The organism is Tunturiibacter empetritectus (assembly GCF_014201375.1).
Taxonomy (GTDB): domain Bacteria; phylum Acidobacteriota; class Terriglobia; order Terriglobales; family Acidobacteriaceae; genus Edaphobacter; species Edaphobacter lichenicola_D.
Genome location: NZ_JACHDZ010000005.1, coordinates 300,913 through 321,479, shown reverse-complemented (window position 1 = coordinate 321,479; position 20,567 = coordinate 300,913). Strand labels below are relative to the sequence as shown.

The 20,567-nt window shown below is 54.9% G+C and carries 23 protein-coding genes; 6 read left to right on the top strand and 17 right to left on the bottom strand.

The window, feature by feature from the left end; genetic code table 11:
- Nucleotides 1-33 precede the first annotated feature (33 nt).
- From HDF10_RS16050 to HDF10_RS15985, 14 genes are all read right to left on the bottom strand, one after another.
- Entirely contained in the window at nucleotides 34-891 is an 858-nt protein-coding gene (locus tag HDF10_RS16050) for a hypothetical protein (protein ID WP_183815087.1), read from the bottom strand.
- A gap of 106 nt (nucleotides 892-997) precedes the next feature.
- A complete protein-coding gene (pnp, locus tag HDF10_RS16045) occupies nucleotides 998-3,436 on the bottom strand; it encodes a polyribonucleotide nucleotidyltransferase (protein WP_183815085.1) in 2,439 nt (812 codons plus the stop codon).
- A gap of 316 nt (nucleotides 3,437-3,752) precedes the next feature.
- Nucleotides 3,753-4,019: a 30S ribosomal protein S15 gene (rpsO, locus tag HDF10_RS16040; RefSeq protein ID WP_158944128.1), complete on the bottom strand. Its 267-nt coding sequence runs from the start codon at nucleotides 4,017-4,019 to the stop codon at nucleotides 3,753-3,755.
- 119 nt (nucleotides 4,020-4,138) lie between these two features.
- Complete coding sequence (locus HDF10_RS16035; protein ID WP_183815083.1) at nucleotides 4,139-4,828, bottom strand: dienelactone hydrolase family protein; 690 nt, start codon at nucleotides 4,826-4,828, stop codon at nucleotides 4,139-4,141.
- Between the two features lie 937 nt (nucleotides 4,829-5,765).
- Nucleotides 5,766-6,668 carry a flagellar hook-associated protein FlgL gene (gene flgL, locus HDF10_RS16030; protein ID WP_183815081.1) on the bottom strand — a complete coding sequence of 301 codons (903 nt, stop codon included), beginning with the start codon at nucleotides 6,666-6,668 and terminating at the stop codon, nucleotides 5,766-5,768.
- A 47-nt stretch (nucleotides 6,669-6,715) separates the two neighbouring features.
- The gene (flgK, locus tag HDF10_RS16025; protein ID WP_183815079.1) at nucleotides 6,716-8,128 is read right to left on the bottom strand and encodes a flagellar hook-associated protein FlgK; all 1,413 of its coding nucleotides are present in this window, start codon (nucleotides 8,126-8,128) and stop codon (nucleotides 6,716-6,718) included.
- Nucleotides 8,116-8,376 (bottom strand): hypothetical protein, encoded by a 261-nt coding sequence (locus tag HDF10_RS16020; protein ID WP_183815077.1) that lies wholly within the window; start codon nucleotides 8,374-8,376, stop codon nucleotides 8,116-8,118. The genes flgK and HDF10_RS16020 overlap by 13 nt, the downstream gene beginning before the upstream one ends.
- Nucleotides 8,377-8,378: 2 nt before the next feature.
- Nucleotides 8,379-8,687 (bottom strand): flagellar biosynthesis anti-sigma factor FlgM, encoded by a 309-nt coding sequence (gene flgM, locus HDF10_RS21465; RefSeq protein ID WP_183815075.1) that lies wholly within the window; start codon nucleotides 8,685-8,687, stop codon nucleotides 8,379-8,381.
- 13 nt (nucleotides 8,688-8,700) lie between these two features.
- On the bottom strand, nucleotides 8,701-9,054 hold the full coding sequence (locus HDF10_RS16010; protein ID WP_183815073.1) for a hypothetical protein: 354 nt from the start codon (nucleotides 9,052-9,054) through the stop codon (nucleotides 8,701-8,703).
- Complete coding sequence (locus HDF10_RS16005) at nucleotides 9,051-10,217, bottom strand: flagellar basal body P-ring protein FlgI (protein WP_260177930.1); 1,167 nt, start codon at nucleotides 10,215-10,217, stop codon at nucleotides 9,051-9,053. The genes HDF10_RS16010 and HDF10_RS16005 overlap by 4 nt, the downstream gene beginning before the upstream one ends.
- A gap of 11 nt (nucleotides 10,218-10,228) precedes the next feature.
- Nucleotides 10,229-11,068 (bottom strand): flagellar basal body L-ring protein FlgH, encoded by an 840-nt coding sequence (locus tag HDF10_RS16000; protein WP_260177929.1) that lies wholly within the window; start codon nucleotides 11,066-11,068, stop codon nucleotides 10,229-10,231.
- Nucleotides 11,065-11,604, bottom strand: a complete 540-nt coding sequence (locus HDF10_RS15995; protein WP_183815071.1) for a flagella basal body P-ring formation protein FlgA — start codon at nucleotides 11,602-11,604, stop codon at nucleotides 11,065-11,067. The genes HDF10_RS16000 and HDF10_RS15995 overlap by 4 nt, the downstream gene beginning before the upstream one ends.
- A 6-nt stretch (nucleotides 11,605-11,610) precedes the next feature.
- Nucleotides 11,611-12,399, bottom strand: a complete 789-nt coding sequence (gene flgG, locus HDF10_RS15990; protein ID WP_183815069.1) for a flagellar basal-body rod protein FlgG — start codon at nucleotides 12,397-12,399, stop codon at nucleotides 11,611-11,613.
- A gap of 48 nt (nucleotides 12,400-12,447) precedes the next feature.
- Nucleotides 12,448-13,203: a flagellar hook-basal body protein gene (locus HDF10_RS15985; RefSeq protein ID WP_183815067.1), complete on the bottom strand. Its 756-nt coding sequence runs from the start codon at nucleotides 13,201-13,203 to the stop codon at nucleotides 12,448-12,450.
- A gap of 131 nt (nucleotides 13,204-13,334) precedes the next feature.
- Between HDF10_RS15985 and HDF10_RS15980 the strand changes: the two genes are divergently transcribed.
- From HDF10_RS15980 to HDF10_RS15970, 3 genes are all read left to right on the top strand, one after another.
- The gene (locus tag HDF10_RS15980; RefSeq protein WP_183815065.1) at nucleotides 13,335-13,721 is read left to right on the top strand and encodes a response regulator; all 387 of its coding nucleotides are present in this window, start codon (nucleotides 13,335-13,337) and stop codon (nucleotides 13,719-13,721) included.
- 159 nt (nucleotides 13,722-13,880) lie between these two features.
- Nucleotides 13,881-14,333, top strand: a complete 453-nt coding sequence (locus tag HDF10_RS15975; RefSeq protein ID WP_183815063.1) for a chemotaxis protein CheX — start codon at nucleotides 13,881-13,883, stop codon at nucleotides 14,331-14,333.
- A gap of 105 nt (nucleotides 14,334-14,438) precedes the next feature.
- Entirely contained in the window at nucleotides 14,439-15,377 is a 939-nt protein-coding gene (locus HDF10_RS15970; protein ID WP_183815061.1) for an IS1595 family transposase, read from the top strand.
- Here the strand turns inward: HDF10_RS15970 and HDF10_RS15965 are convergent.
- Nucleotides 15,374-15,526: a hypothetical protein gene (locus tag HDF10_RS15965; RefSeq protein WP_183815059.1), complete on the bottom strand. Its 153-nt coding sequence runs from the start codon at nucleotides 15,524-15,526 to the stop codon at nucleotides 15,374-15,376. The two genes, HDF10_RS15970 and HDF10_RS15965, sit on opposite strands and share 4 nt — an antisense overlap.
- Nucleotides 15,527-15,870: 344 nt before the next feature.
- Here HDF10_RS15965 and HDF10_RS15960 point away from each other — a divergent pair, with 344 nt between their 5' ends.
- The 3 genes from HDF10_RS15960 to HDF10_RS15950 all read left to right on the top strand — a co-directional run bounded on the left by HDF10_RS15960 (nucleotide 15,871) and on the right by HDF10_RS15950 (nucleotide 18,259).
- Nucleotides 15,871-16,959 (top strand): GyrI-like domain-containing protein, encoded by a 1,089-nt coding sequence (locus tag HDF10_RS15960; RefSeq protein ID WP_221271786.1) that lies wholly within the window; start codon nucleotides 15,871-15,873, stop codon nucleotides 16,957-16,959.
- 188 nt (nucleotides 16,960-17,147) lie between these two features.
- Nucleotides 17,148-17,606, top strand: coding sequence for a YybH family protein (locus tag HDF10_RS15955; protein WP_183815055.1), 459 nt, complete (start codon nucleotides 17,148-17,150; stop codon nucleotides 17,604-17,606).
- A gap of 188 nt (nucleotides 17,607-17,794) precedes the next feature.
- Nucleotides 17,795-18,259, top strand: a complete 465-nt coding sequence (locus HDF10_RS15950; protein WP_183815053.1) for a GyrI-like domain-containing protein — start codon at nucleotides 17,795-17,797, stop codon at nucleotides 18,257-18,259.
- Nucleotides 18,260-18,431: 172 nt separating this feature from the next.
- Here HDF10_RS15950 and HDF10_RS15945 read toward each other — a convergent pair whose 3' ends face one another.
- Complete coding sequence (locus HDF10_RS15945) at nucleotides 18,432-19,403, bottom strand: hypothetical protein (RefSeq protein ID WP_183815051.1); 972 nt, start codon at nucleotides 19,401-19,403, stop codon at nucleotides 18,432-18,434.
- Between the two features lie 147 nt (nucleotides 19,404-19,550).
- Nucleotides 19,551-20,471 (bottom strand): glutamate formimidoyltransferase, encoded by a 921-nt coding sequence (gene ftcD / locus HDF10_RS15940; protein WP_183815049.1) that lies wholly within the window; start codon nucleotides 20,469-20,471, stop codon nucleotides 19,551-19,553.
- Between the last annotated feature and the right edge of the window lie 96 nt (nucleotides 20,472-20,567).

Sequence of the window (20,567 nt, the reverse complement as noted above, 5' to 3'; positions counted from 1 at the left end):
AGTGTACCGCGCAGATGTCTACACAGAAAAGTATCAACGAAGAGACAGCATCGTCTCTTCCTCGCCCAACTTGAAAGTCAGAAGCATCCCCGCACCAGCCGTAAGCAGCACCACCCCGCTGACCACTCTCACCGTCAGCTCAGGCCGCGTCAGCGCATAACTCTCCAGCAAAGTCAGCAGCGGAATCACCAGGTACCGGGCAGCAAACCGCACCGGCATCATCTCTCGAAGCAACCACACCAGCAAAATAACCTCCGCAACATCAACCAGCGACGAAAGCGACACCACCGAAGCCAGCCCGCTCAATCTCCAGACGAACTCCCCCCGAACCGCACTACAAACCAGTAGAAACAAAGCGTTGCTGAGACAAACAACCGCAAGCGCCTCCGCCAAAGCCATCCCCCGCAACAGGCGATACAGCCACACACTCGACAACCCAACCCCCACCACTGCAAGGCACACCGCACCCTGCATCACCCGTCCGCGAAGCGATCCCGAGAACTCGAGCGGCAGCAGCAACAGCAGTCCACCCAGTCCCATCAGAGCCGGAACCAGAAACCGCCGAACCCCACGCTCCTCATCCCCCACCGCAACCGCCATCACCACCACAACCGGAACCATGGCAAACAAAGCCGACCTGCTGATCTCCGGCACACCAACCCGCGCCCACTCCCCAATCACCATTGGCATACCAAAGAACCCCACCCCAGCCGCCGCCATCCGCAGCCCAACCCTCCCAAACCTAACCCGGCCCCGCCCAGACAAAAACGCAACCAGCCCAATCACCCCATAACGAAGCCCCTGCAACTCAAGCGCAGGCAGCCCCTCCGTACGAGGAACAACCCACGACGTAGCCGACAAGACACAGACCGCCGCAAAAGCAAGCCACACCGCGCGTCTCATCCTCTCAACTCACCTCGCAACTCACTCCCTCGAACTCACTACACAGACAGAAAGACCGCGCGAAGTGCGCGGTCTTTCTGTCCGTTATGCAACCTTACCGATTGCCGCCGCCGCCCGAAGGCGCACCCGACCCCGAACCCGAACCAGAGCCCGGTCGACGACCGCCGCGACGACGCCTTCCGCCACCAGGCCGTCTCTGACCACCAGGTCCGTTCGCGCCCGGTGCTCCGCCGCCCGCCTGGACCGGAACAGCGCCCTCCGCACGGTTGAAGTTAGGCTCTTCCGTCGACTCGTCACCATCCTCGTCAAAGTCCTCACCCTCATCGTCACTCCCATCCGCATCACCGACAACAGCGTCCTGACGACCCTGTCCCCCGGCTGCACCGGCCGCGACACTGCCTCCATCCGTACCAATCTGACCAGGCTCTGGAAGACCAAGTTTGGCGCGCTGCTCCCGCAACACAGCCTTCCTCGAAAGTTTGATCCGGTTCCCTTCAATCGCCAGAACCTTCACCAGAATCTGATCTCCTTCGCGAAGTTCATCCTTCACCTCCTTCACGCGATGTTCCGCGATTTCGGAGACATGAAGCAGCCCATCGGTTCCAGGAAAGATCTCGACAAACGCGCCAAACTCCGCAAGACGAACCACCTTCCCAAGATAGGTCTTCCCAATCTCAGGCACAGCAGTCAGATCGCTGATCATCTGAATCGCGCGTGCAAGACCATCCGCATCGCTCGACGCCACATTGACGCGCCCAGTATCGTCCACATCGATCTTCACGCCCGTAGCATCAATGATGCCGCGAATCACCTTGCCTCCCGGCCCAATCAGATCGCGAATCTTATCCGTAGGAATCTGCAGCGTATGAATGCGCGGAGCGAACTGCGACTTCTCCTGGCTCGCACCCGAGATCACCGCATCCATGGTATCGAGCAGAAACAGCCGACCCTTCCGCGCCTGCTCCAGAGCCTCCCGCATAATCTGCGGAGTGATCCCCATGATCTTGATGTCCATCTGCAGAGCGGTGATTCCGTTACGCGTACCCGCAACCTTGAAGTCCATATCGCCATAGTGATCTTCAGCACCGGCGATATCCGTCAGGATGGCGTAGTTATCGCCTTCCTTCACCAGGCCCATCGCAACGCCTGCGACCGATCCCTTGATCGCAATACCGGCTTGCATCAGCGCAAGCGAAGCACCGCAAACCGTAGCCATCGACGACGACCCATTCGATTCCAAGATGTCCGAGACGACACGCAGCGTATACGGCGACTCATCCTCAGCTGGCAGCACAGCTTCAATCGCACGCGAAGCCAACGCACCATGCCCGATCTCTCGCCGCCCCACGCCAGTCATACGGCCCACCTCGCCAACCGAGAACGGCGGGAAGTTATAGTGCAGCATAAAGCGGCGCTTCTGCTCTCCCTCATAGCTCTCAAGCCGCTGAGCGTCGTCCGTAGTACCGAGGGTTGCACTCACCAGCGCCTGCGTCTCACCACGCGTAAACAGAGCCGAGCCGTGTACCCGCGGAAGCACGCCAACCTCGATGCTCAAATCGCGAATCTTATCGAAGGCCCGATGATCCGGACGAATCCGATCGTGCAAAACCTGGTCGCGGAAGATCTTCTCGCGCAAAAGCTCGTAGTATTTGCTGAGCTTCTTCGCAGCGGCGGCATCGCCCTCGGGCAGATCCTTCTTCAGCTCATCCTTGATCGTCTTGACCAGCGCATAGCTTTCGAACTTCGGATGCTTCAGGGTATCGAGAGCGTCTTTCAACTGCGAACCAACCTTTGCCGTCAGCTCATTCAGATACGCGTGATCGACTTCCACCTCGCCGACGGTGCGCTTGGTCTTGCCCGCGCGAGCAACGAGATCTTCAATCGCCGCACAGATCTTCTTGATCTGCTCATGGGCAAACTCAATCGCATCCACCACACGGTTTTCAGCGACCTCCTTTGCGCCAGACTCGATCATCACGATGCCGTCTTTCGTTCCGACGACCATGATGTTCAGCTTGCTCTGCGCCCGTTCAGCGTAAGTAGGATTCACAACAAACTGATCGTCGATCAGACCGATTCGCACCGCACCAACCGGCCCGTGAAAAGGAATATCGCTCAACGCCAACGCGCAACTGGCACCATTGATGCCAAGCACATCAGGATCATTCTCTTTATCCGCAGAGTAGACGAAGGCAACAACCTGGGTCTCATTGCGAAACGCCTCGGGGAACAGCGGACGAATAGGGCGGTCGATTTGACGGCTCGTCAGAATTTCCTTCTCACTTGGACGGCCTTCGCGCTTAATAAACCCACCAGGAATACGGCCACCCGCATAGGTAAATTCGCGGTATTCGACGGTGAGCGGGAAAAAATCGATCCCCTCTTTGGGATCGGGTGAGGCGGTTGCCGTCGCCAGAACTACGTTATCGCCGCTTGAAGTAAGGGCCGCTCCGGGGGCTTGTTTCGCCATGCGTCCGGTCTCGAATTTAATTTGCTTGCCGCCGGCAAGCTCAACTGTCACATCCTGTTTCATGTTGCCTCTCTTCTCTCGTCTTCTATCGAATTAATAAGCTTGAATCGCGACATCCTTTGATCGGGCGCGAAAAAGCGCAGCTCGACGCTGGCGACTAGTAGGCCGCCAGCAAGCTGCGCTGGAATAGGTTGTTCATGAAGTTATTCATGGACCAACATCCGCGTGAGTCGAAGACCATGGATACACTACCGCGGCGTCCCATCGTCAGCAACCCCGGCGACAAGGTCTTACTGGACCTTGCACGAAGTTGCCAGCCGATTGAGAACGGGCCGTGTATGCTCCCATAGTTTGAACGGTTTCTCCGGGGATGGTGCGGTTACTTGCGGATTCCGAGTTTGCCGATGACCTCGCGATAACGGTCCGCGTCACACTTCTTAAGGTAATCAAGCAAACGGCGACGCTTGCTCACAAGCATCAGAAGACCGCGACGCGATCCATGATCCTTTTTGTGTGCCTTGAAGTGTTCCGTCAACTCGCCAATACGCTCGCTCAAAATAGCGATCTGAACCTCTGGACTCCCGGTATCTGAGTCGTGCGTGCGGAACTTCTCAATAATGTCTGTCTTTTTAGCGGATGCCAACACAGCTGTTTCTACTCCTAATCTTCTTTCTAATTCACTCTTAGTGTCCCAATAAGGATAGCACCGCTGGCGAAACCGGGCAATCGAGGGCCGCCAGCGATGCTAACGATTTTCAGGGAACTTTAAGCGATATGTGTCTTCAAAAACTCCAGCGACCGTTCCCGGGCCAGCTTGGCCGAGGCAGCGTGATAGCTGCTCGGATCGGCATCACGGTTAAAGGCGTGCCCCGCTCCCTCGTAGACGAAGATCTCCACCTCAGGATGGGCCGACCGAACCGCATCCACCTGATCCTTCCCAATGTGGCTATCATTCGCTCCAAAGTGCAACATCACCGGACAGCTCGGTTCTTCCTTTGCCACCGACCCAATCCCGCCCGAATAGTAGCCAACGCAGCACGAAGGCTGCATCCCATAGTTCTTGCCACGCGTAGCCACCAGCCAGCTCGTCAACCCGCCGTAACAGTAGCCGACAACACCAATTTTCTTGCCAGCCTGCTTCGCCCACTCATATGCCGCAGCCACGTCCATCAGCGTCGGCTCAGGCTTCAACATGCCATAGAAGTTATAGGCCCGCTTCATATCCTCGGGCTGGTACGTCAGATTTACGCCAGGCTCGAACCGGTCGAAGATCGCAGGCGCAACCACCAGAAACCCATCTTTAGCGTACCCATCCGCCACGCTGCGGATATGGGCGTTGACGCCAAAGATCTCCTGCACAAGAATCAGAACTCCAACCGCTTCTCCAATGGGCCGCACCACATACGCACTCAACTCATGGCCATCTTTTGCCTTCAGCTTGATCCACTCGCTCATAACTCAATCATATCGGATACATCGATGGACTTTGCTCGCATGGGTTGTCAAATAAAAGTAAAAGTCGCACTTTGAAGCCAAGGAATCTTCAAAAGAAATTGCTGTCTTCTGTTTTCTATTTGTTCTTGGATTCGGTGTAGCTTTTGATCTCTCGCGTCCAGCGAAGAAATCGAAACAGTTGTCTCTTTTCTTTCCAGAACAGGTTCCAGAAATCGAGAGCGCGCACGGTATCCGCACGTTGGCCCGAATAGGTCTCGAGTCTCCATCGCAGATACGCGCTTCGCCACGGCCTCAATCTGTTACCGCGCGTCGCGTTCCAGAGAAATCTGATCTCTTCCCCCATAGGAGTCCTCAAACTAAAGTATAGGCACTTCCCCAAAGATCTTCGGTCCCTCAGAGATACTCTGTCGGGTTGTCTGTTCTTTTTGTTGTCATCCCCGAAGGGTGATCTGCCGTTGCCCGTTCTCCTCCAGCCTTCGCGACCATAACACTTCTTTTAAACTCAGACGAAAACGAGCACAACTCTAGAGCAATCGCAGGCAAGCCGCTAATCCCCGCAACTTCTGTCAACCCCCAGAACCTCCCAACTCCAGTCTGCACAGTCACATACGCCTGGCGTATTGGTCATACCCAATCAGCTATACTTAATCAGGAGACATTGTGAGGAAGCCCCGACACGAATCGGGGCTTCTTTATGTCTACGACGCGTTTAAGCCGGCAAGTTGCCTGGATTGAATACTTTACAAGTAAGCCATTTATAATGAACACTTTGCACTCTAAATAGGCCGTAAACGCCTGAAAACAGATACTTTACCAATTGACGGGTACAGGGAGGAGGGGTAATACACAAAGTCCAGCTCCTGAACAAGATAACTCCAAACGTCCCGCCTACGCGGCCAGGGAACATGGTGCAGCGGGACGTAGTGCCGAAGTCCACTTATCTCATGCGCTGAAAGAGGTCCTCCTGGTTTCCCAGGCTACTGATGACGCTGAGCAGCGCCTGGTGTTGAGTTTCGGCAGCCGAAAGCTGCGTTGCCACCTGCTCAGGATTCGCTGAAACCAGAGTGCCCTGCGCTACCACAAGCTGACTTTCACTGGTCTGCGCAAAGGTACTGGCGGAGTTGAGTCGGCTCAAAGAGCTGTCGAGTATTTGCCGCTGACCGGACAGCTGACCAAGAGCGGTGGTGAGCCCAGCCGTATCGGTCGTGATGCTCGCGGTCGAGGCGCCACTCGAGATGTCGCCGATCAATTGACTCAGAGCGCCCACAATCCCAGTAGTCCCCGAACCGAAGACAGAGGAGCCCGGCAGATTGATTGGAAGCTTTTGTCCGCCTGGCACTTCGACAGTTTGCACATTGGTGTCGCCGGCGTAGGTAGCTGTCGGTGGAATGGCGGCGGCATTGAGCGTAAAAGGCTGGACAGACCCTTGGCTACCGCTGAAGAGATATTGCCCTTGATAATTGGTATTCGCCAACGAGACCACTTCAGTGAGAATCCCGCTGAGCGCTTGAGCGACGCTGGCGTTGTTAGATGCGTTCTGTGTGCCGTTGTTGCCTTGCACCGCGAGCGAGAGCGCCTGATTGATCTGAGTCACCACGTCGCCCAAGGTCGAGTCGGCAACCTGCAGCCTCGATCCCAACCCCGTAGCTGATTGAACAAACGTGTCCGCCTGTTCGATCTGACTGGCCAAGAGGGCGCTCTGCGCGACAGCAACCGGATTGTCCTGAAGCGATTGGATGCTCAATCCGCTTGATAGCTCGGAGGTCAGGTTGTTGATCGTGGAACTGGACTGGTTGAGTGCCCCGGTCAGGCTGCTGAGATAAGTCGGATCTACTCGCAAGATGCGCTCCTGATTGGTAGTGAGTTAGGTCGAAGAGTGCTGTGTTCTTAGGCCACTGTGGTTTGTTCACCAAGATTGATTGCGCTTGCCATCAGGGTGTCAACAATCGAGAACACCTGAGACGCCGCTTGATAGGAGCGCTGATATTGCGTTAGATTCGATGCTTCTTCGTCGGAAGATACACTCGAAAGCGAATTGCGATGCGTCGTTAGTTGAGTGAGCGTAGTCTGCTGCGTTGCATTCTCCGTGGTCACACTCGAAGCATCGCTGCCAACCTGATCGAGGAACGAAGCGAGGAAACCTGTGGCCGTCTGGGTCCCAACCACATTAGTCGTGGAAAGATCGGCAAGAGTAGTAGCGTTGCCGTTGCCTGACGATCCCTCTCCGGCAGAGGCAGCCGCTACAGCCCCAGGAGAGGTTGCAGAAACCGCGATCGTTGCAGCAGAACCAGTCGCACTGCCCGGCAGGCTGAAGATCGCCAGCCCTGGGTTTCCGCTACTGTCAACTCCCAGCTCGTTCTGCTGATTGACTGCAGTTCCAAGGGAAAAAGCTAAGTTATCTAACGCCGCGGAATAAGTCGGCAAATACTGATCCCTCGCTTGCAACGCTCCACCCAGGTCTCCGCCGCTGAGGTTTGAAGTCACGTCCTGAGGAGGGTCCCCTGCCAGGACGTCTGTGTTGCCCGCTACCTGTGTCGTGCTCACTTGAAAGGACTGATCACCGCTAACCAAAACTGCTCCGCCGCTGGTTGTCAGAGAAATGCCGTTCTGTGAAGTTGAAATTTGGTCCAACCCAACGAGTTGAGACAGTTGATCAATATCCTCTTGCCGCTGATCTTCAAGACTGCCGGCATCCCCATTCGGGCTGGTGCTTGCGATCTTGGAATTAAGTGAGGCTATCGAAGAGGTGAGCGAGTTTATTTGGCTGACATCACCGCTGACTTGCTGATTAAGACTGGTGGAGATCTTCGATAGCTGACTCGATGCGCTGTTGAATGCGCCGGCTAACGCGGTAGCAGCAGTCAGTACTTTCTGTCTCGTTGCTGTATCAGACGGATTAGCCTCCAGGGCAGACAAAGAGCTAAAGAATCCGTTGATCGCAGTGCCAAGTTGAGACGACGCTACGACTCCCGACCCCGTCGAAGCCGAGGTCAATCCGAATATGTTTTCAACCTGCTGCAAAGCAGCTTGAAGCGCTGCGCTCTGCGCCGTGGTCTGTGTTTGCTGCTGTACTCGTTGTTCGAGAACGCGATCCCTCTGCGACGAAACGGTAGCGGTGACGCCTGAGCTTTGGGCCTGCCCGCTAAGAGAGACTGAATCCCCTGACTGGAAGCTTACGACCTCGCGCGTGTAGCCAGGAGTGAGTTGATTCGCAACGTTGTTGGCGGTCGCGTTCAGGGCAGCCTGATCGGCCAGTAAAGCCTCGCTGGCTATATTCAATAATGACGTTAGTGTGCCCATTGGTCTCTCGTGTCTCTCCTGTGCAGGCGGTGAAGTGTAGCCAGATTCAACTCACAATTTTTAAGAATGAGTTCAAGCAGATGCTTCTTTGCCAAAATTGAACTAAGACTGCCCCTGCTGCATGCGATGCTGTATTTCGCAAGCGCTGAGATCCGCTCTTCCAGGGTTTGCAGTCTATTCAGATCCAGAATGGTGAGAGCAGTAATCGTCTCATCGAGTGCGTCAGCCACGGTTTGATCAATCGTCATCGTTATTCCAGTAGGGACTGTATGATTTTGTCTGCCACGTCCGACGACGACACTGTGTACGTTCCAGCGGCGATCGCTTCCTGCAAGGATGAAACCTTCGCAGTTCTCGCATCTGAAGCTCCTAGAGACTGAAATACGAGACCCCCTGTTGAACTCAAAGCTGTTTCATCGCCGTGCCCTACAGTTGCGCTAAGTGCTTCAGATTTATAGGCCACGGTCCCGGACTCATTCACGGTTACGACTGGCTGCGCCTCAGATGGAGTGATCGTGTTGGTTGTCTGTTGGCTGCCGATTCCACTTGTATAGCTCATGATGAGCCTCCGTCTACATGACTAGATCGGCATCCAATCCGCAAACTTTAGTACCCGGAGGTATTCTTTCTGAGTGTCTTTGATGCTCTTGAGTGACCTGCTTGACTACGCTTCGAGCGATCCCGAAGCCGCCACCCTTCGATATGGCTTTTGCAATAGACTCCGTCCCGAAGCTGCTCATCGTGTCGGAAGCAGAGTCGTCATTCTTCTCCTCATCTCCCCAACTACTTTGCCCATGCTGCATTGGCTTTAGTAGTTCCTGTAACATCGTCGCTTCAAATTGCTGTGCGGCATCCACCAACTTGGCTTGTTTTTGCCTTTGAACGTCGGAAGCTGTTGGGATTGAAAGATCTGAATCAATTTTCATAGGACTTCAATCTCCGCTTCCAATGCTCCTGCAGACTTCATCGCCTGAAGGATCGAGATAACATCCCGTGCTGAGGCCCCTATCGTCTGGAGGCTTCGAACCAGGTCATCCACAGTAGCTCCCTGCTTTAGCTCAATTCGGTTGACCGGCTTATCTTGAGCGTCGACTCTTGTCTGCTGCACGACCTGCGTTGTGCCACCTGAAGAAAATGCACCTGGTTGTGATACCTGAAATTCGCTAACCACGTTGACGGCTAATCCACCATGAAGAATAGACACCGGCTGCAAAACGACTGTTCCGCCGATAACTACCGTTCCCGTGCGCTCGTTGACAACCACCTTTGCGCGAGGAAAGACAGGTACTTCTATTGACTCAACCTGAGCCAATAGGGCTGGAACCTCTTCACCAACGGCCACAAACAGATCAATTCTCCGACTATCGAGAACATGTGCAGCAGGTCGTCCTAACGTGTGATTGATCGCAAGCGCCACCCCTTCTGCGCTACGAAAATCAGCATCATTCAACAATATTGAGAATTGCTTTTTTCCTTCCAAATCCAGCGGCACGCCACGTTCTACCATCGCCCCGAAAGGTACTCTTGCAGTGTTGGGATGATTGTATTGTTTTACATTCCCATTAACGTTGATCGAATATCCCCCTACTACCAGTGGTCCTTGCGCTTGTGCATATATTTTTCCATCCGAACCATAGAGAGGAGTCATTAGAAGCAATCCTCCTTCGAGGCTTCTCGCATCGCCTGCCGAAGATACCGTAATATCCAGCTTGGTACCTGGACGAGCGAAGGGTGGCAACGTAGCCGAAACAAAGACCGCGGCAAGATTTTGTACTCTAATCGCTGATGCAGGTACGCTGACTCCCATACGGAGCAGCGTCGACGCTAAGGTTTGTGCAGGAAAGGTTGTCTGCTGACTGTCGCCGGTACCTTGTAGACCGACAACTATGCCGTATCCAACCAATTGATTGTCACGAATACCTTCGATGGAAGCGATATCTTTGACGCGTGCCTGCCTTGATTCAGTATCTGAAGAAAGAGCACACGCAGCTGAAGCAGTAAAAAGAATTGATAGACATGCAAAGGATATCGGGAGTCTTATGAGGTTTCTCCCTAACTCCAATTTTTTCGGCTTATTGTCAACATGCATGGAATTCCTCACTAAAAAATCAACACTTTTTGTAGAAGACGAACAAGGACATTCTGGCGATGGGTGTAATCGTTGATAATTCCCTTTCCACGTACTTCAAGCTCTAGACTAGAGATAGCTGTTGATAGAACTTGATTTTGTTGAGAGATATCCTCAGGACGGACCAGTCCTCTCAAAATAATCGTCTGCGTCTGCTGACTAAACTCCACCTGTCGAGCTGCCTCAATCACAAGCATCCCATTTGAAAGAACCTCTATCACTTGCCCCCCAAACGTAGTACTCAGGCTCGAATTAGTTGCACTTGTTCCTTGCGCGTTAAGTCCTGACGTGGAGGTTTGATTGATCAAATTCTGCAGCGCGTTACCCGCTCGGAGAGTACCAATTAGACCCGAGATGGAGGAGCTGGCATTGGACGCTCGCGAGTTCTTCACCGTGCCGTCCGTCGACGCTGCGAGGTTCTCGGAGACCACCACCGAAATCAGATCATGTGGCCGCATAGCCCGCACATCCGTGTTAATGCGAGTGAGCCTTCCATTGTCCGTCCAGATAGATCCTGGCGCAGGCTGGATGTTGGAGTTCTCCGCCCGCACTCTCTCTAGATAAGAGGACAAGGACGCCGCAGCCACATTAGGCCGTGGCTCAATCAACCTGTGAATCGCTTCGGTCTGCGCATGCAGCGAGGGGAGGCTTAAAAGCAATACCAATAAGGGAGCGATTATTCCTGAGAAATAGCTCGAAATCTTATTATCAAACAGCATCCAACAGGGCTGCCCTGTCGAGATATGAACCTCGTTATACGCACGTTTTTGGATAGGGCTAAAAAATGAGATTATCTTTAGGGTCTTTCTCATGGTTTCATCTCCACATCAAACGGCCCTCGAACGACACCGAAGAATTGTTCCGTTATCGACTGGTCGTCTGTGTTTCTACTTAGTAGCCTGACTTTTACGAGATCTCCCAATCCGCCATTCCCTTCCGAGGTACCAGCGACTTCAATCCGCAAGGAGCTTTCTTGCTTCCAGAGGCGAACGATATCGCCGGCACGAACTACGACAGGAGCCGAGGTCTTCGTTGCACCTACCTGCACTTTAAGTTGTGCCGACAAGATTGAATTACGCAATGGAAGCGCAACCGCTGGCCATCCTGGATGATCACAAGGAATAATCATCGCCCAGCTTTGATTCAATACCGGGTCCGACTGAACCTTCGACACCCGATAACCACCGCCCACCGATATTGAATACGACGACGTCTCGATCTTCGCGGCGATCGCATCCGCCGGCGTTCTGTAGCAGACTGCAAGTGCTGTATTGGCAAAACATATTCCGTGTAGCAAGAGAAAGAAATTTCTGCCAACCGTTTTAAATATTGAAAAGCTATCGAACATAGCATCCTACCGAACGAGACCGTTTATTTGTGAGTACATGTCGTCGGCGACATGTATGACTTTGGAGTTACTCTCGTAGGCACGTTGCGCCAGAATCATTTGTACGAACTCTGCGACGACATCAACGTTCGAATTCTCGAGATAACCTTGCTGGAGTGTTCCTATGCCGCTGGTCCCTCCAGGAGTGTCCGTAATGGGGTTGCCGGAGGATGCTGTCTGTTGCAACAAATTGCTTCCGATGGAACTCAGGCCGCCAGTATTAGGGAAAGTTGCGAGCTGAATGGTGCCAAGCTGCGCAGCATTTGTCTGTCCGGGAAGAGTTGCAGTTACAACGCCATATTGAGAGATCACAACATTAGTAGCGTTAGACGGAATTGTGATTGCAGGCAGGATCGTATCCCCAGCTGTAGTCACAATCGTGCCCTGACTATTCAAATGAAAGTTCCCAGCGCGTGTATAAGCTATGGTTCCGTCGGGAAGGGAGACCTGAAAAAATCCCGCGCCTTGAATCTCGAGATCGTATGGGTTACCTGTATTATTTGGATCTCCCTGCGTCATAATTACTTCGCTTGCTGCTGTCTTGGTGCCAAGACCAACCTGCAAACCGGCTGAAAGGGTTTGCTGTGTCTCGGCGGATCCAGGTGTAACCAGGTTTTGATAGATCATGTCCTCAAATTGCACCTGACGCTGTCTGAAACCCGCAGTCCCTGAGTTCGCTAGGTTATTTGCAATAGTGTCCAGATTTGTCTGCTGAGCGCTCATTCCACTTGCGGCTGTATATAAGGCACGAATCATTTCAAGCTCCTTGTTTTGTAGAGAACTCTAAAAATACGGGCTTTTTCGTCAAACTCGAGGAAGGTCTTCTGACGCCGTTTTGTCGAAATCGTTATTAAAAACACTCAATGCTTTTTGCATCATCTCGGCCTGTCGTTGCACTAACACCAGTTGCATCGTGCCGTGGACGGCATCTTCATTAGCTCCTTCTACCGAGCCCTGTTCTACCAAGACATTTGCAGCTGTGGGCTTTGTCCCATTCGCGGAAAAGCGATTTGAGCCTTCCGCGGAAAGAACTGATTTATCTGAAAAATCGAACGCGCCAACTTTGCCTACAATTGCGCTGCCGTCTGCTGTAGAAACCGAGATGCTGCCGTCGGGCGATACGTAGATGTTGCCCGTGGGGATGGTGATGGGCTTGAGATTGGCGTCGAGCACTGGCTCTGCCTGGCTTGTCTGGAGCACCCCCTTGGGGGAGCGGGAGAAAGCTCCATCTCTTGTGTAGCGGATACCGTTTGAGGTCTGGATGGCGAAGAAGCCCTGGCCTTCCAAGGCCAAGTCCAGCGGATTGCCGGTGGCTTTCAGCTCTCCCTGTCCGAGATCGAGCCGGTTTCCACCTAAGACTCCGAACCCGTTTACGGATTGGCCGACCTGCGATGCTGTCTCGGGATCCTGGTCGATGCCGCCCGCGAGAACTCCACTGAAGTAATCGCGTTGGGCACGAAAGCCGGAGGTTCCCGCGTTGGCCAGATTGTTGGCCGCTGTGTCGAGCGCCTGCGTGCGTGCCAAGAGTCCTGTATATGCTGCGTAGAGTCCGCTGTCCATGCCACGAGCTTATGCAGTTCGGTGGCCGAAGTTGGGGAGGAGATGGTTAGAAAGCGCTAAGGGCGTTCATTCAAGGTTGCTGTTGATCTGCCGATACAGCAGTTAGACCAGAAGATGTGCTGGGAGGGTCGGTGCGAGCTCTAATTATTGATGATTCGGCTGTGATGAGGAAGGTAATCGAACGGGCGTTGCGGCAGGCGGGCCTCGAACTCAGCGAGGTGTTACAGGCTTCGAATGGGGAGGAGGCGCTGCAGACTCTTCGTGACAACCAAGGTTCGGGTGGGTTGGCGTTGATCCTGAGTGACATCAATATGCCGGTGATGGATGGGCTGCAGTTTCTGGAGGCTCGGAAGCAGGAGAATCTCGCGCTGGGCGTTCCTGTGGTGATGATTACGACGGAGGGCAATGAGAGCTTCGTGCTGCGGGCGATCGCTGCGGGCGCGCAAGGCTACATCTGCAAGCCGTTCACGGCCGAGCAGGTGAAGGCGCGGGTGCTTCCTCTGTTGCGTGCGGCGTAAGCGGTTCTGTTGTTGCTCGTTGTCGTTTGGACCTTTCGGCTGGAGCTTCGTTCGTTGAAGTCAGTTGGGGCTTTGTCAGTTGCATCGGTTGGAGCTTTGTTCGTTGAGAGTTGCTTGAGTTATTCCGGAATATAAACCTGGAGCGGGAAGAGGACGATTGTGTCAAATACGCAGGATGAGGCAGTGACTCGGCTGGATTCGGCTGTCGCAGAGGTTTTTGAGACGATGCTGGAGAGAAGCTGCGACCCTTTGGAGGGCGAGGTCGACACGGTGGAGGGGCGGATCGTGGCGAGGATTCAATTTACCGGTGCCGTGGACGGCGAGTGCCTGTTGTATGCGAGTCAGGCTACCGCGTCGGTGACTGCTGAGGCGTTGCTGGGAACACCGTCAGAGCCGCACGACCCGATGGTGGACGATGCGATCGGGGAGCTTTGCAATATGATCGCCGGCGGCTGGAAGAGCAAGCTTGCCTCACCGGACTCCAACTGCACGATCTCGACTCCTGCCGTCACTCGCAATGGGCTTGAGGGTTATCAGGCTAAGTTTGGGACCAAATTCAGCCGGAAGTATTCGTTCCAGGGGAATGTGTTCGGGGTTGTACTGGCATTTTAGGAGGGGGTACTCCCCCCTATTACACGCGAGTAAGTCTATTATTATCAATGATTTACGAGGGATAATATACTTGACTCAGCAGACTTCTGAGCGTACCTTTAATTTATGGAAACGCTAAAGACACTCCAGCAAGCAATCGTCTACTTCTCAAACCCTGATAATTGTGTAGCTTACCTCGTTTCCAAACGGTGGAAAGATGGAGTTGTTTGTCCGAATTGCGGCTCCAAAGAAGTGAAGTATATGGCCAGCCGCCGTGTATGGCAGTGCAAGACCCGCCACCCAAAATCTCAGTTCTCCGTCAAGGTTGGCAGTGTCTACGAGGATTCAGCTATCGGCCTAGACAAGTGGCTCACTGCAACGTGGATGGTCACCAATTGCAAGAATGGTGTATCCAGCTATGAGATCTCCAGAAGCATCGGCGTAACTCAGAAGTCTGCATGGTTCATGCTCCACAGGATTCGTCTTGCTATGAGAGATGAGCCTAAGAACACGTTTGGTGGTCACTGGCAGAACCCTATTGAAGTAGATGAAACCTACGTGGGCGGTAAGGCCAAGAACAAGCACCTGAGCGAACGTCGGCAGGAAGAGAAGAAAACAATTGTCATGGGAATGCTCAACCGCGAAACTCGCCAGATCCGCGCTAAGGTTATTCCCCATGCACGACGCGAAGTTCTACAGGGCGAAATTCTAAAGAACGTTGGGTTCAACGCTCATGTATTCACCGATGGTCACCACGGTTATGAAGGTTTGGATAAGATGAAAAACTTCACCCACAAGACGGTGAATCACATTAACCAATACGTCAACGGACGTGTCCACACTCAAGGCATAGAAAACTTCTGGGCGTTGCTTAAGCGTGGACTAGCAGGAACCTATGTTGCGGTTGAACCCTTCCACCTGAATGCCTATGTTGACGAACAGGTATTCCGCTACAACAATCGCAAAGGTCATGACGGCCTCCGCTTCGGCACCTGTGTGGAGAAGACCTTCGGCAAACGTCTCACCTACAAGCAACTAACAGGCAAAACAGAAGTACCCTTCTAAGGTTTTACCTTCTCTTTCGGATACCGTTTGCCAGTTTTAGCTTTCTTGGCTTCAGCAATGCGCCTGTCTAGTTCTTCTTTGGACACGGACATAATTTTCTCCATTGCCTTATCGAACTTTACAAATTCCTCTGAAGGTTTTTCGGTCATAGGGATACCCCCGCAAATGATCGCGGTCTTAGCACTATACATTCTAAATTTTTCTCTATTTTAGCTTGTGCTACCTTTTCCCCACCCTTATGAATTGGTTCTCTTTGTTCGCTATGGTCCTGTTGGTCACACAAGCATTTGTGCCAGCTACTGGGAAAACAACCAATAACAACACTGGCGATAGTCACACCCAAAACAAGAGTACTGATCGCAACCAGAACCCAGCCGCACCAACTGTTACCTCTCATACAAAAGGAGGCGACGGCCCAACACTCAAATCCGATTCCGACAAAAATACCCAGTCCGATGATCAAACCGCCATAAACATCACCAATCCTGCTTCCGTGCCTATACCTTGGGGTTGGCATGAATACACGGCTACGCGCATTGAGGATGTCTGCGAAGAGGCTGGCCTCACCAAAGGAAGCTTCTTCCACCACTTCAAGAGCAAAGAAGAGCTGGCTACGGCTGCGGCGGATCACTGGAGCGAGTTTACCGGCGCGTTCTTTGCGTCTGCTCCCTACCGCGAGCTTTCCGATCCGCTGGATCGTGTTCTTGCGTATGTGGACTTCCGCAAGGCGATTCTGCAAGGACGAACTTTGCCTGACTTTACCTGCCTGGTGGGAACGATGGTGCAGGAGATCTACGACACGAATCCTCCGATACGGGAGGCGTGCAACAGGAGCATCAGCGGGCATGCTGCGACCGTGGAGGCGGACATCGCGGAGGCAATGCAAAAGTACGGCATCGTTGCGGAGTGGACTGCGCAGAGTCTGGCGCTCTACACGCAGGCGACGGTGCAGGGAGCGTTCATTCTTGCCAAGGCCCAAGGCGGCTCCGAGATTGCAGCCGCCTGCATCGATCACCTGCACCGGTATATTGAGATGTTGTTTCTCAATCCGATTCCAGGAGAGCTCTTCATGACAGAGGTTCCACAGCAGGGAGTTAAGACAGTTTCTGAGGGGTTGGAAGCTCCGCGGTTTAAAGATGGAAGGCCGATGTTGCTGGCTGGATTCCGTGGTGAGTACACGATGGCGACGATGCGGGAGATTCCGGCGCTGTGGCAGCGGTTTGCTGCTTACCTGGGCAAGATCCCAGGACAGGTTGGCAGGGTGGCTTATGGGGTTTGTTTCCCTTCGTCGGAGGGTTTTGGCTACATGGCGGCCGTCGAGGTACGAAGTGCGGAGGGACTGCCTGACGGGTTCAGCGTGGTGACGATGCCCGTAGAACGATATGCGGTGTTCACGCACAAGGGCCATGTTTCGAAGCTTTCGGAGACCTGCCGCGCGATTGAGCACGAGTGGCTGCCGCGGTCCCAATACTCGTTTGCGCTGGGGACGCCGGGGGCGCCGGGTTTCTTCGAGCGCTATGGCGAGAGCTTTGATCCGGAGGTCGGAGAGGGCGATGTCGAGGTGTGGGTGCCGATTCGCTAGTGCTCTGAAGCTAACTACGTTCAGAGGCAGCAGCATTTTTGCAAGGAAGAAGAACAGACAACGGCGTGAAGAGGATAGGCGGAAAGGGACGAGCGGTTTGGGCAGGATGGGTTCGTCGGGATCCTTCGCTTCGCTCAGGATGACAGCAAAGGCTTGATACGGACAGGCAATTAGAGAGGAGAACCACGATGGCGACAGCAGCAATGAAGACCGATGTTTCGAAGGATCAGGCTGAAGTTCTGGCGGTGATCGATCAACTCGGAAAGACAAATCATGACAAAGATGCATCCGGATTTGCGGCACTGTTTGCGGCGGATGTGGCCGACTACAATCTGGCTCCGCCGCTCTCACATCGTGGAATCAATCTCAGCGAGAAGCAGGCGTGGTTTGATTCCTGGGAGGGGCCGGTGGAGGTGGAAGCGCGCGATTTTGAGGTGACGGTCAGCGGCGATGTTGCGTTCTGTCATGGCTTCATGCACATGAAGGCCACCTCGAAGGCGGCGGCGCGACTGGTCAGCTTCTGGATGCGTTCGACGCTTCATCTGAAGCGGGAGGCTGGTCAGTGGCGGATCACACATTCGCATACGTCGGTGCCGTTTTACATGGATGGCAGTCTGCGGCCGGCGTTTGATCTGCAGCCGATTTGATACGTTTGGTCTGTTTTGGGGAGGGGAGGCTGGGTGCAGAACGGCAAAGGTTGGAATGTTTGGGCTGAAAGGTTCGAAGGGAATGGTAGGTAGAAAGCGTCGGGATCCTTCACTCCGTTCAGGATGACGACTTGAAAAAGTCTGCTCTGTTGCTTCGGAATTGGCACACAGAATCAAAAGGAGATGTGATGATCGATACGCCGCAGATGGTCGAGACTGTTGCACTGCCCATGGCTTTTCTTCCACTGATGGTTCCGGCTTCGGAGATAAGAAAGGTCATGATTCCTGGGTTGAACGAGGTAAAGGCTGCGATCGCCGCACAAGGGATTGCCGAGGCGGGGCCGTGGTTTACTCACCACCTGAGGAAGCCGAAGGACACCTTTGATTTCGAGATCTGCGTGCCGGTTGCTGCACCGATTGCGGCTTCGGGCCGGGTGCAGGCTGGAACGTGGCCTGCGATGAAGCTGGTGAGGACGGTCTACCACGGAGACTACTCGGGCCTTGGGGCGGGATGGGGGGAGTTCGATGCGTGGATCGCAAAGAATGGGTATGAGTCGGCGGAGGATCTGTGGGAGCGGTACCTTACCGGCATGGAGGCGGGCCCGGACCCGGCTAACTGGCGAACGGAGTTGAATCGGCGGCTGATTCCTTAGTTTCGGAGGGGGAGACGGCTATTGCCGGGCTAGAAGTGTCGCCTCCCATCCTTCGCAAGAGGCGCCAAGGATGGGGCACCCGGGCATCGCTCTCTCTCTGAAAGTTCTTTAAGAGAACTGACCCTCCGCGGTAAAGGGAGGGTCAGACTTTGTTGCTTCTTGGTTGGCGAACTTATTTGACTACTGACTGAAAGAGTGGCGAGGTGAGGAGGCTGGCGAACTGACTGTCGGAGGAGGAGTAGTCGACGGTCAGGGTGCCGGCGTTGGAGTCGATGGTGGTCTGATCGAGAGCGGATTTCTCGAGCGGGGTGCCGGAGTTTTTCTTCAGGATGGAAACCCCCTTCATGAGAGTGGCTGCGGTTGCCGCGGTGATGGTGTCGGACATGACGACAGCCATATCGAACTTGACGCCGTTCTGGAAGTCCATGGTGTAGCGGCTGCTCTTCATGCGGTTCTTGACGGTGTCGTAGTCGGCGAGTTGTGCGGCGTCGCCGAGGACGCTCTTCATCATGGTCTGGGTGCCCTTGGCGTCGAGCAGGCTCCAGACGGCTTTGGTGTCAACGACGTTCATCTCGTTGACCATGTCGCCGTTGGAGAGGAAGTTGGAGGTGATGCCGTCGCGGGCGTCCATCGCTTCCCTGACGGCGTCCTTGTCGCCGAAGACCATGGTGGTCTGGTTAAGGAAGACGACGCTCATGCCGTTGGCGCCCATGGGATAGACGCTGTTGTTGCGGATCATGGTGGGCTTGACCTTGTTCTTCGTGAAGTTGGCCATGACCTCGCGGGTGTGGAACTGGCCCTGGGCGATGCCTACGATGCGGGTTCCGTCACCCTTCTGGTCGCGGAAGGCGGCGAAGGCGAGGACGTCGGCATCCTGGTCGACTTTGAGGCCGGAGCTCTTGAGGGCGGTCTCGAGGCGCTTGAGCTCAGGCGGGAGGACGCGGTCTTTGAGGTCCATGGCGGCGGGGGAGTTCTGCATGGCGCGATAGTCGACGACGATGAGCTGCTGAACTTCCTTGGGGGTGGCGGACTTGGCGTCGCTGGAGAGCTGGGCGGCGGAGGCGAAGTTGGGGGCCATCATGGTCGCTGTCATGGTTGCAATGACGACGGCGGTGGTGAAGAGGTTGCGTTTGGCTGTGTTCATTTGTTTCCTTTACTCCTTGAGCTACTGGCAGTGTAGCTGCAATACCACCATTGTTCCGTGAATACGCGCTGGTTGCAAGACTGTATGGGTGAGGTTTCTGTTAGCAAGCTTGCTACTTTCGTGTTAGATGGGGTGGCTTTGGCGGCTCTAATGCTGCGGCCACGCGATGGGGGCGTGGAGTCTGCGCTCGAGCACCTTGCCGTCGGGATCGAAGCCAGTGATTTGACGTACCCAATCGGAATCGGGCTCATAGGCGGCCTGGGGAATGAGGCCGATGAGCTCGGCGTCTTCGATAAGGACGCCGTGGCGTTGGGCTAGATGCTGGACGGTGGCGTGGACGTGGTGCATGGGGGTGATGCGGAAGTCGGTGACGTTCATGCTGACCTGGGCGCGGCCGTTGGCGAGGACGCCGATGGCTTTGACGCCGTGGAGGCCGCCGTTGGCGGCGCGGATGTCGCGGGCGATGGCGCGGGCGGCGGCGATGTCGGGCTGCTGGAGGTGGATGTTGTAGGCGATGAGGAAGCTGCGGGCACCTACTGCGGAGGCTCCGGCGGTGGCGTGGAGCTCGGGGCCGCCGATGTCGGGGCGGCGGGTGGCGTCGCGGAGGGCGGCGTCGCGGAGGCCCTCGAACTGGCCGCGGCGGACGTCTTCGAGGAGGACGCGGTCGGGGCGGGCGGCGGCGGCTCCGTAGAAGTAGACGGGGACGCCGTAGCGGCGCCAGATGAGGAGGCCAGCCTGGCGGGCGAGGACGGCGCAGTCGGCTAGGGAGGCTCCGCTCACGGGGATGAAGGGGATGACGTCTGCGGCGCCGATGCGGGGGTGGACGCCGTTCTGGGTGGTGAGGTTGATGAGCTCGGCGGCTTTGCCAGCGGCGCGGACGGCGGCTTCGACGATGCCGGTGGGCGAGCCGGCGAGGGTGACGACGGAGCGGTTGTGAGCGGTGTCGAGGGACCAGTCGAGCAGGCGCACGCCTTCGACCTCGGTGGCGGCGACGATCTGCTCGACCTTGGCGGCGTCGGTGCCTTCAGAGAAGTTGGGGACGCACTCGATGATGGCTTCTGGGTTCATAAAGGCGGGGCTCAGGGGTTAGGGCATAGGGCTTGGGCAGATCTGCCTGGACGGTTGCGATTTCGAGTTGAGAGAGACATTTCGATTTTCTACACC

What these genes read in the sequence shown, in the direction of transcription:
- pnp (WP_183815085.1), bottom strand. Translation starts at nt 3,436, where the DNA reads ATGAAACAGGATGTGACAGTTGAGCTTGCCGGCGGCAAGCAAATTAAA.
- HDF10_RS16035 (WP_183815083.1), bottom strand. Translation starts at nt 4,828, where the DNA reads ATGAGCGAGTGGATCAAGCTGAAGGCAAAAGATGGCCATGAGTTGAGT.
- flgK (WP_183815079.1), bottom strand. Translation starts at nt 8,128, where the DNA reads ATGGGCACACTAACGTCATTATTGAATATAGCCAGCGAGGCTTTACTG.
- HDF10_RS16020 (WP_183815077.1), bottom strand. Translation starts at nt 8,376, where the DNA reads ATGACGATTGATCAAACCGTGGCTGACGCACTCGATGAGACGATTACT.
- flgM (WP_183815075.1), bottom strand. Translation starts at nt 8,687, where the DNA reads ATGAGCTATACAAGTGGAATCGGCAGCCAACAGACAACCAACACGATC.
- HDF10_RS16010 (WP_183815073.1), bottom strand. Translation starts at nt 9,054, where the DNA reads ATGAAAATTGATTCAGATCTTTCAATCCCAACAGCTTCCGACGTTCAA.
- HDF10_RS16005 (WP_260177930.1), bottom strand. Translation starts at nt 10,217, where the DNA reads ATGCATGTTGACAATAAGCCGAAAAAATTGGAGTTAGGGAGAAACCTC.
- HDF10_RS16000 (WP_260177929.1), bottom strand. Translation starts at nt 11,068, where the DNA reads ATGAGAAAGACCCTAAAGATAATCTCATTTTTTAGCCCTATCCAAAAA.
- HDF10_RS15995 (WP_183815071.1), bottom strand. Translation starts at nt 11,604, where the DNA reads ATGTTCGATAGCTTTTCAATATTTAAAACGGTTGGCAGAAATTTCTTT.
- flgG (WP_183815069.1), bottom strand. Translation starts at nt 12,399, where the DNA reads ATGATTCGTGCCTTATATACAGCCGCAAGTGGAATGAGCGCTCAGCAG.
- HDF10_RS15985 (WP_183815067.1), bottom strand. Translation starts at nt 13,203, where the DNA reads ATGGACAGCGGACTCTACGCAGCATATACAGGACTCTTGGCACGCACG.
- HDF10_RS15970 (WP_183815061.1), top strand. Translation starts at nt 14,439, where the DNA reads ATGGAAACGCTAAAGACACTCCAGCAAGCAATCGTCTACTTCTCAAAC.
- HDF10_RS15965 (WP_183815059.1), bottom strand. Translation starts at nt 15,526, where the DNA reads ATGACCGAAAAACCTTCAGAGGAATTTGTAAAGTTCGATAAGGCAATG.
- HDF10_RS15955 (WP_183815055.1), top strand. Translation starts at nt 17,148, where the DNA reads ATGGCGACAGCAGCAATGAAGACCGATGTTTCGAAGGATCAGGCTGAA.
- HDF10_RS15950 (WP_183815053.1), top strand. Translation starts at nt 17,795, where the DNA reads ATGATCGATACGCCGCAGATGGTCGAGACTGTTGCACTGCCCATGGCT.
- HDF10_RS15945 (WP_183815051.1), bottom strand. Translation starts at nt 19,403, where the DNA reads ATGAACACAGCCAAACGCAACCTCTTCACCACCGCCGTCGTCATTGCA.
- ftcD (WP_183815049.1), bottom strand. Translation starts at nt 20,471, where the DNA reads ATGAACCCAGAAGCCATCATCGAGTGCGTCCCCAACTTCTCTGAAGGC.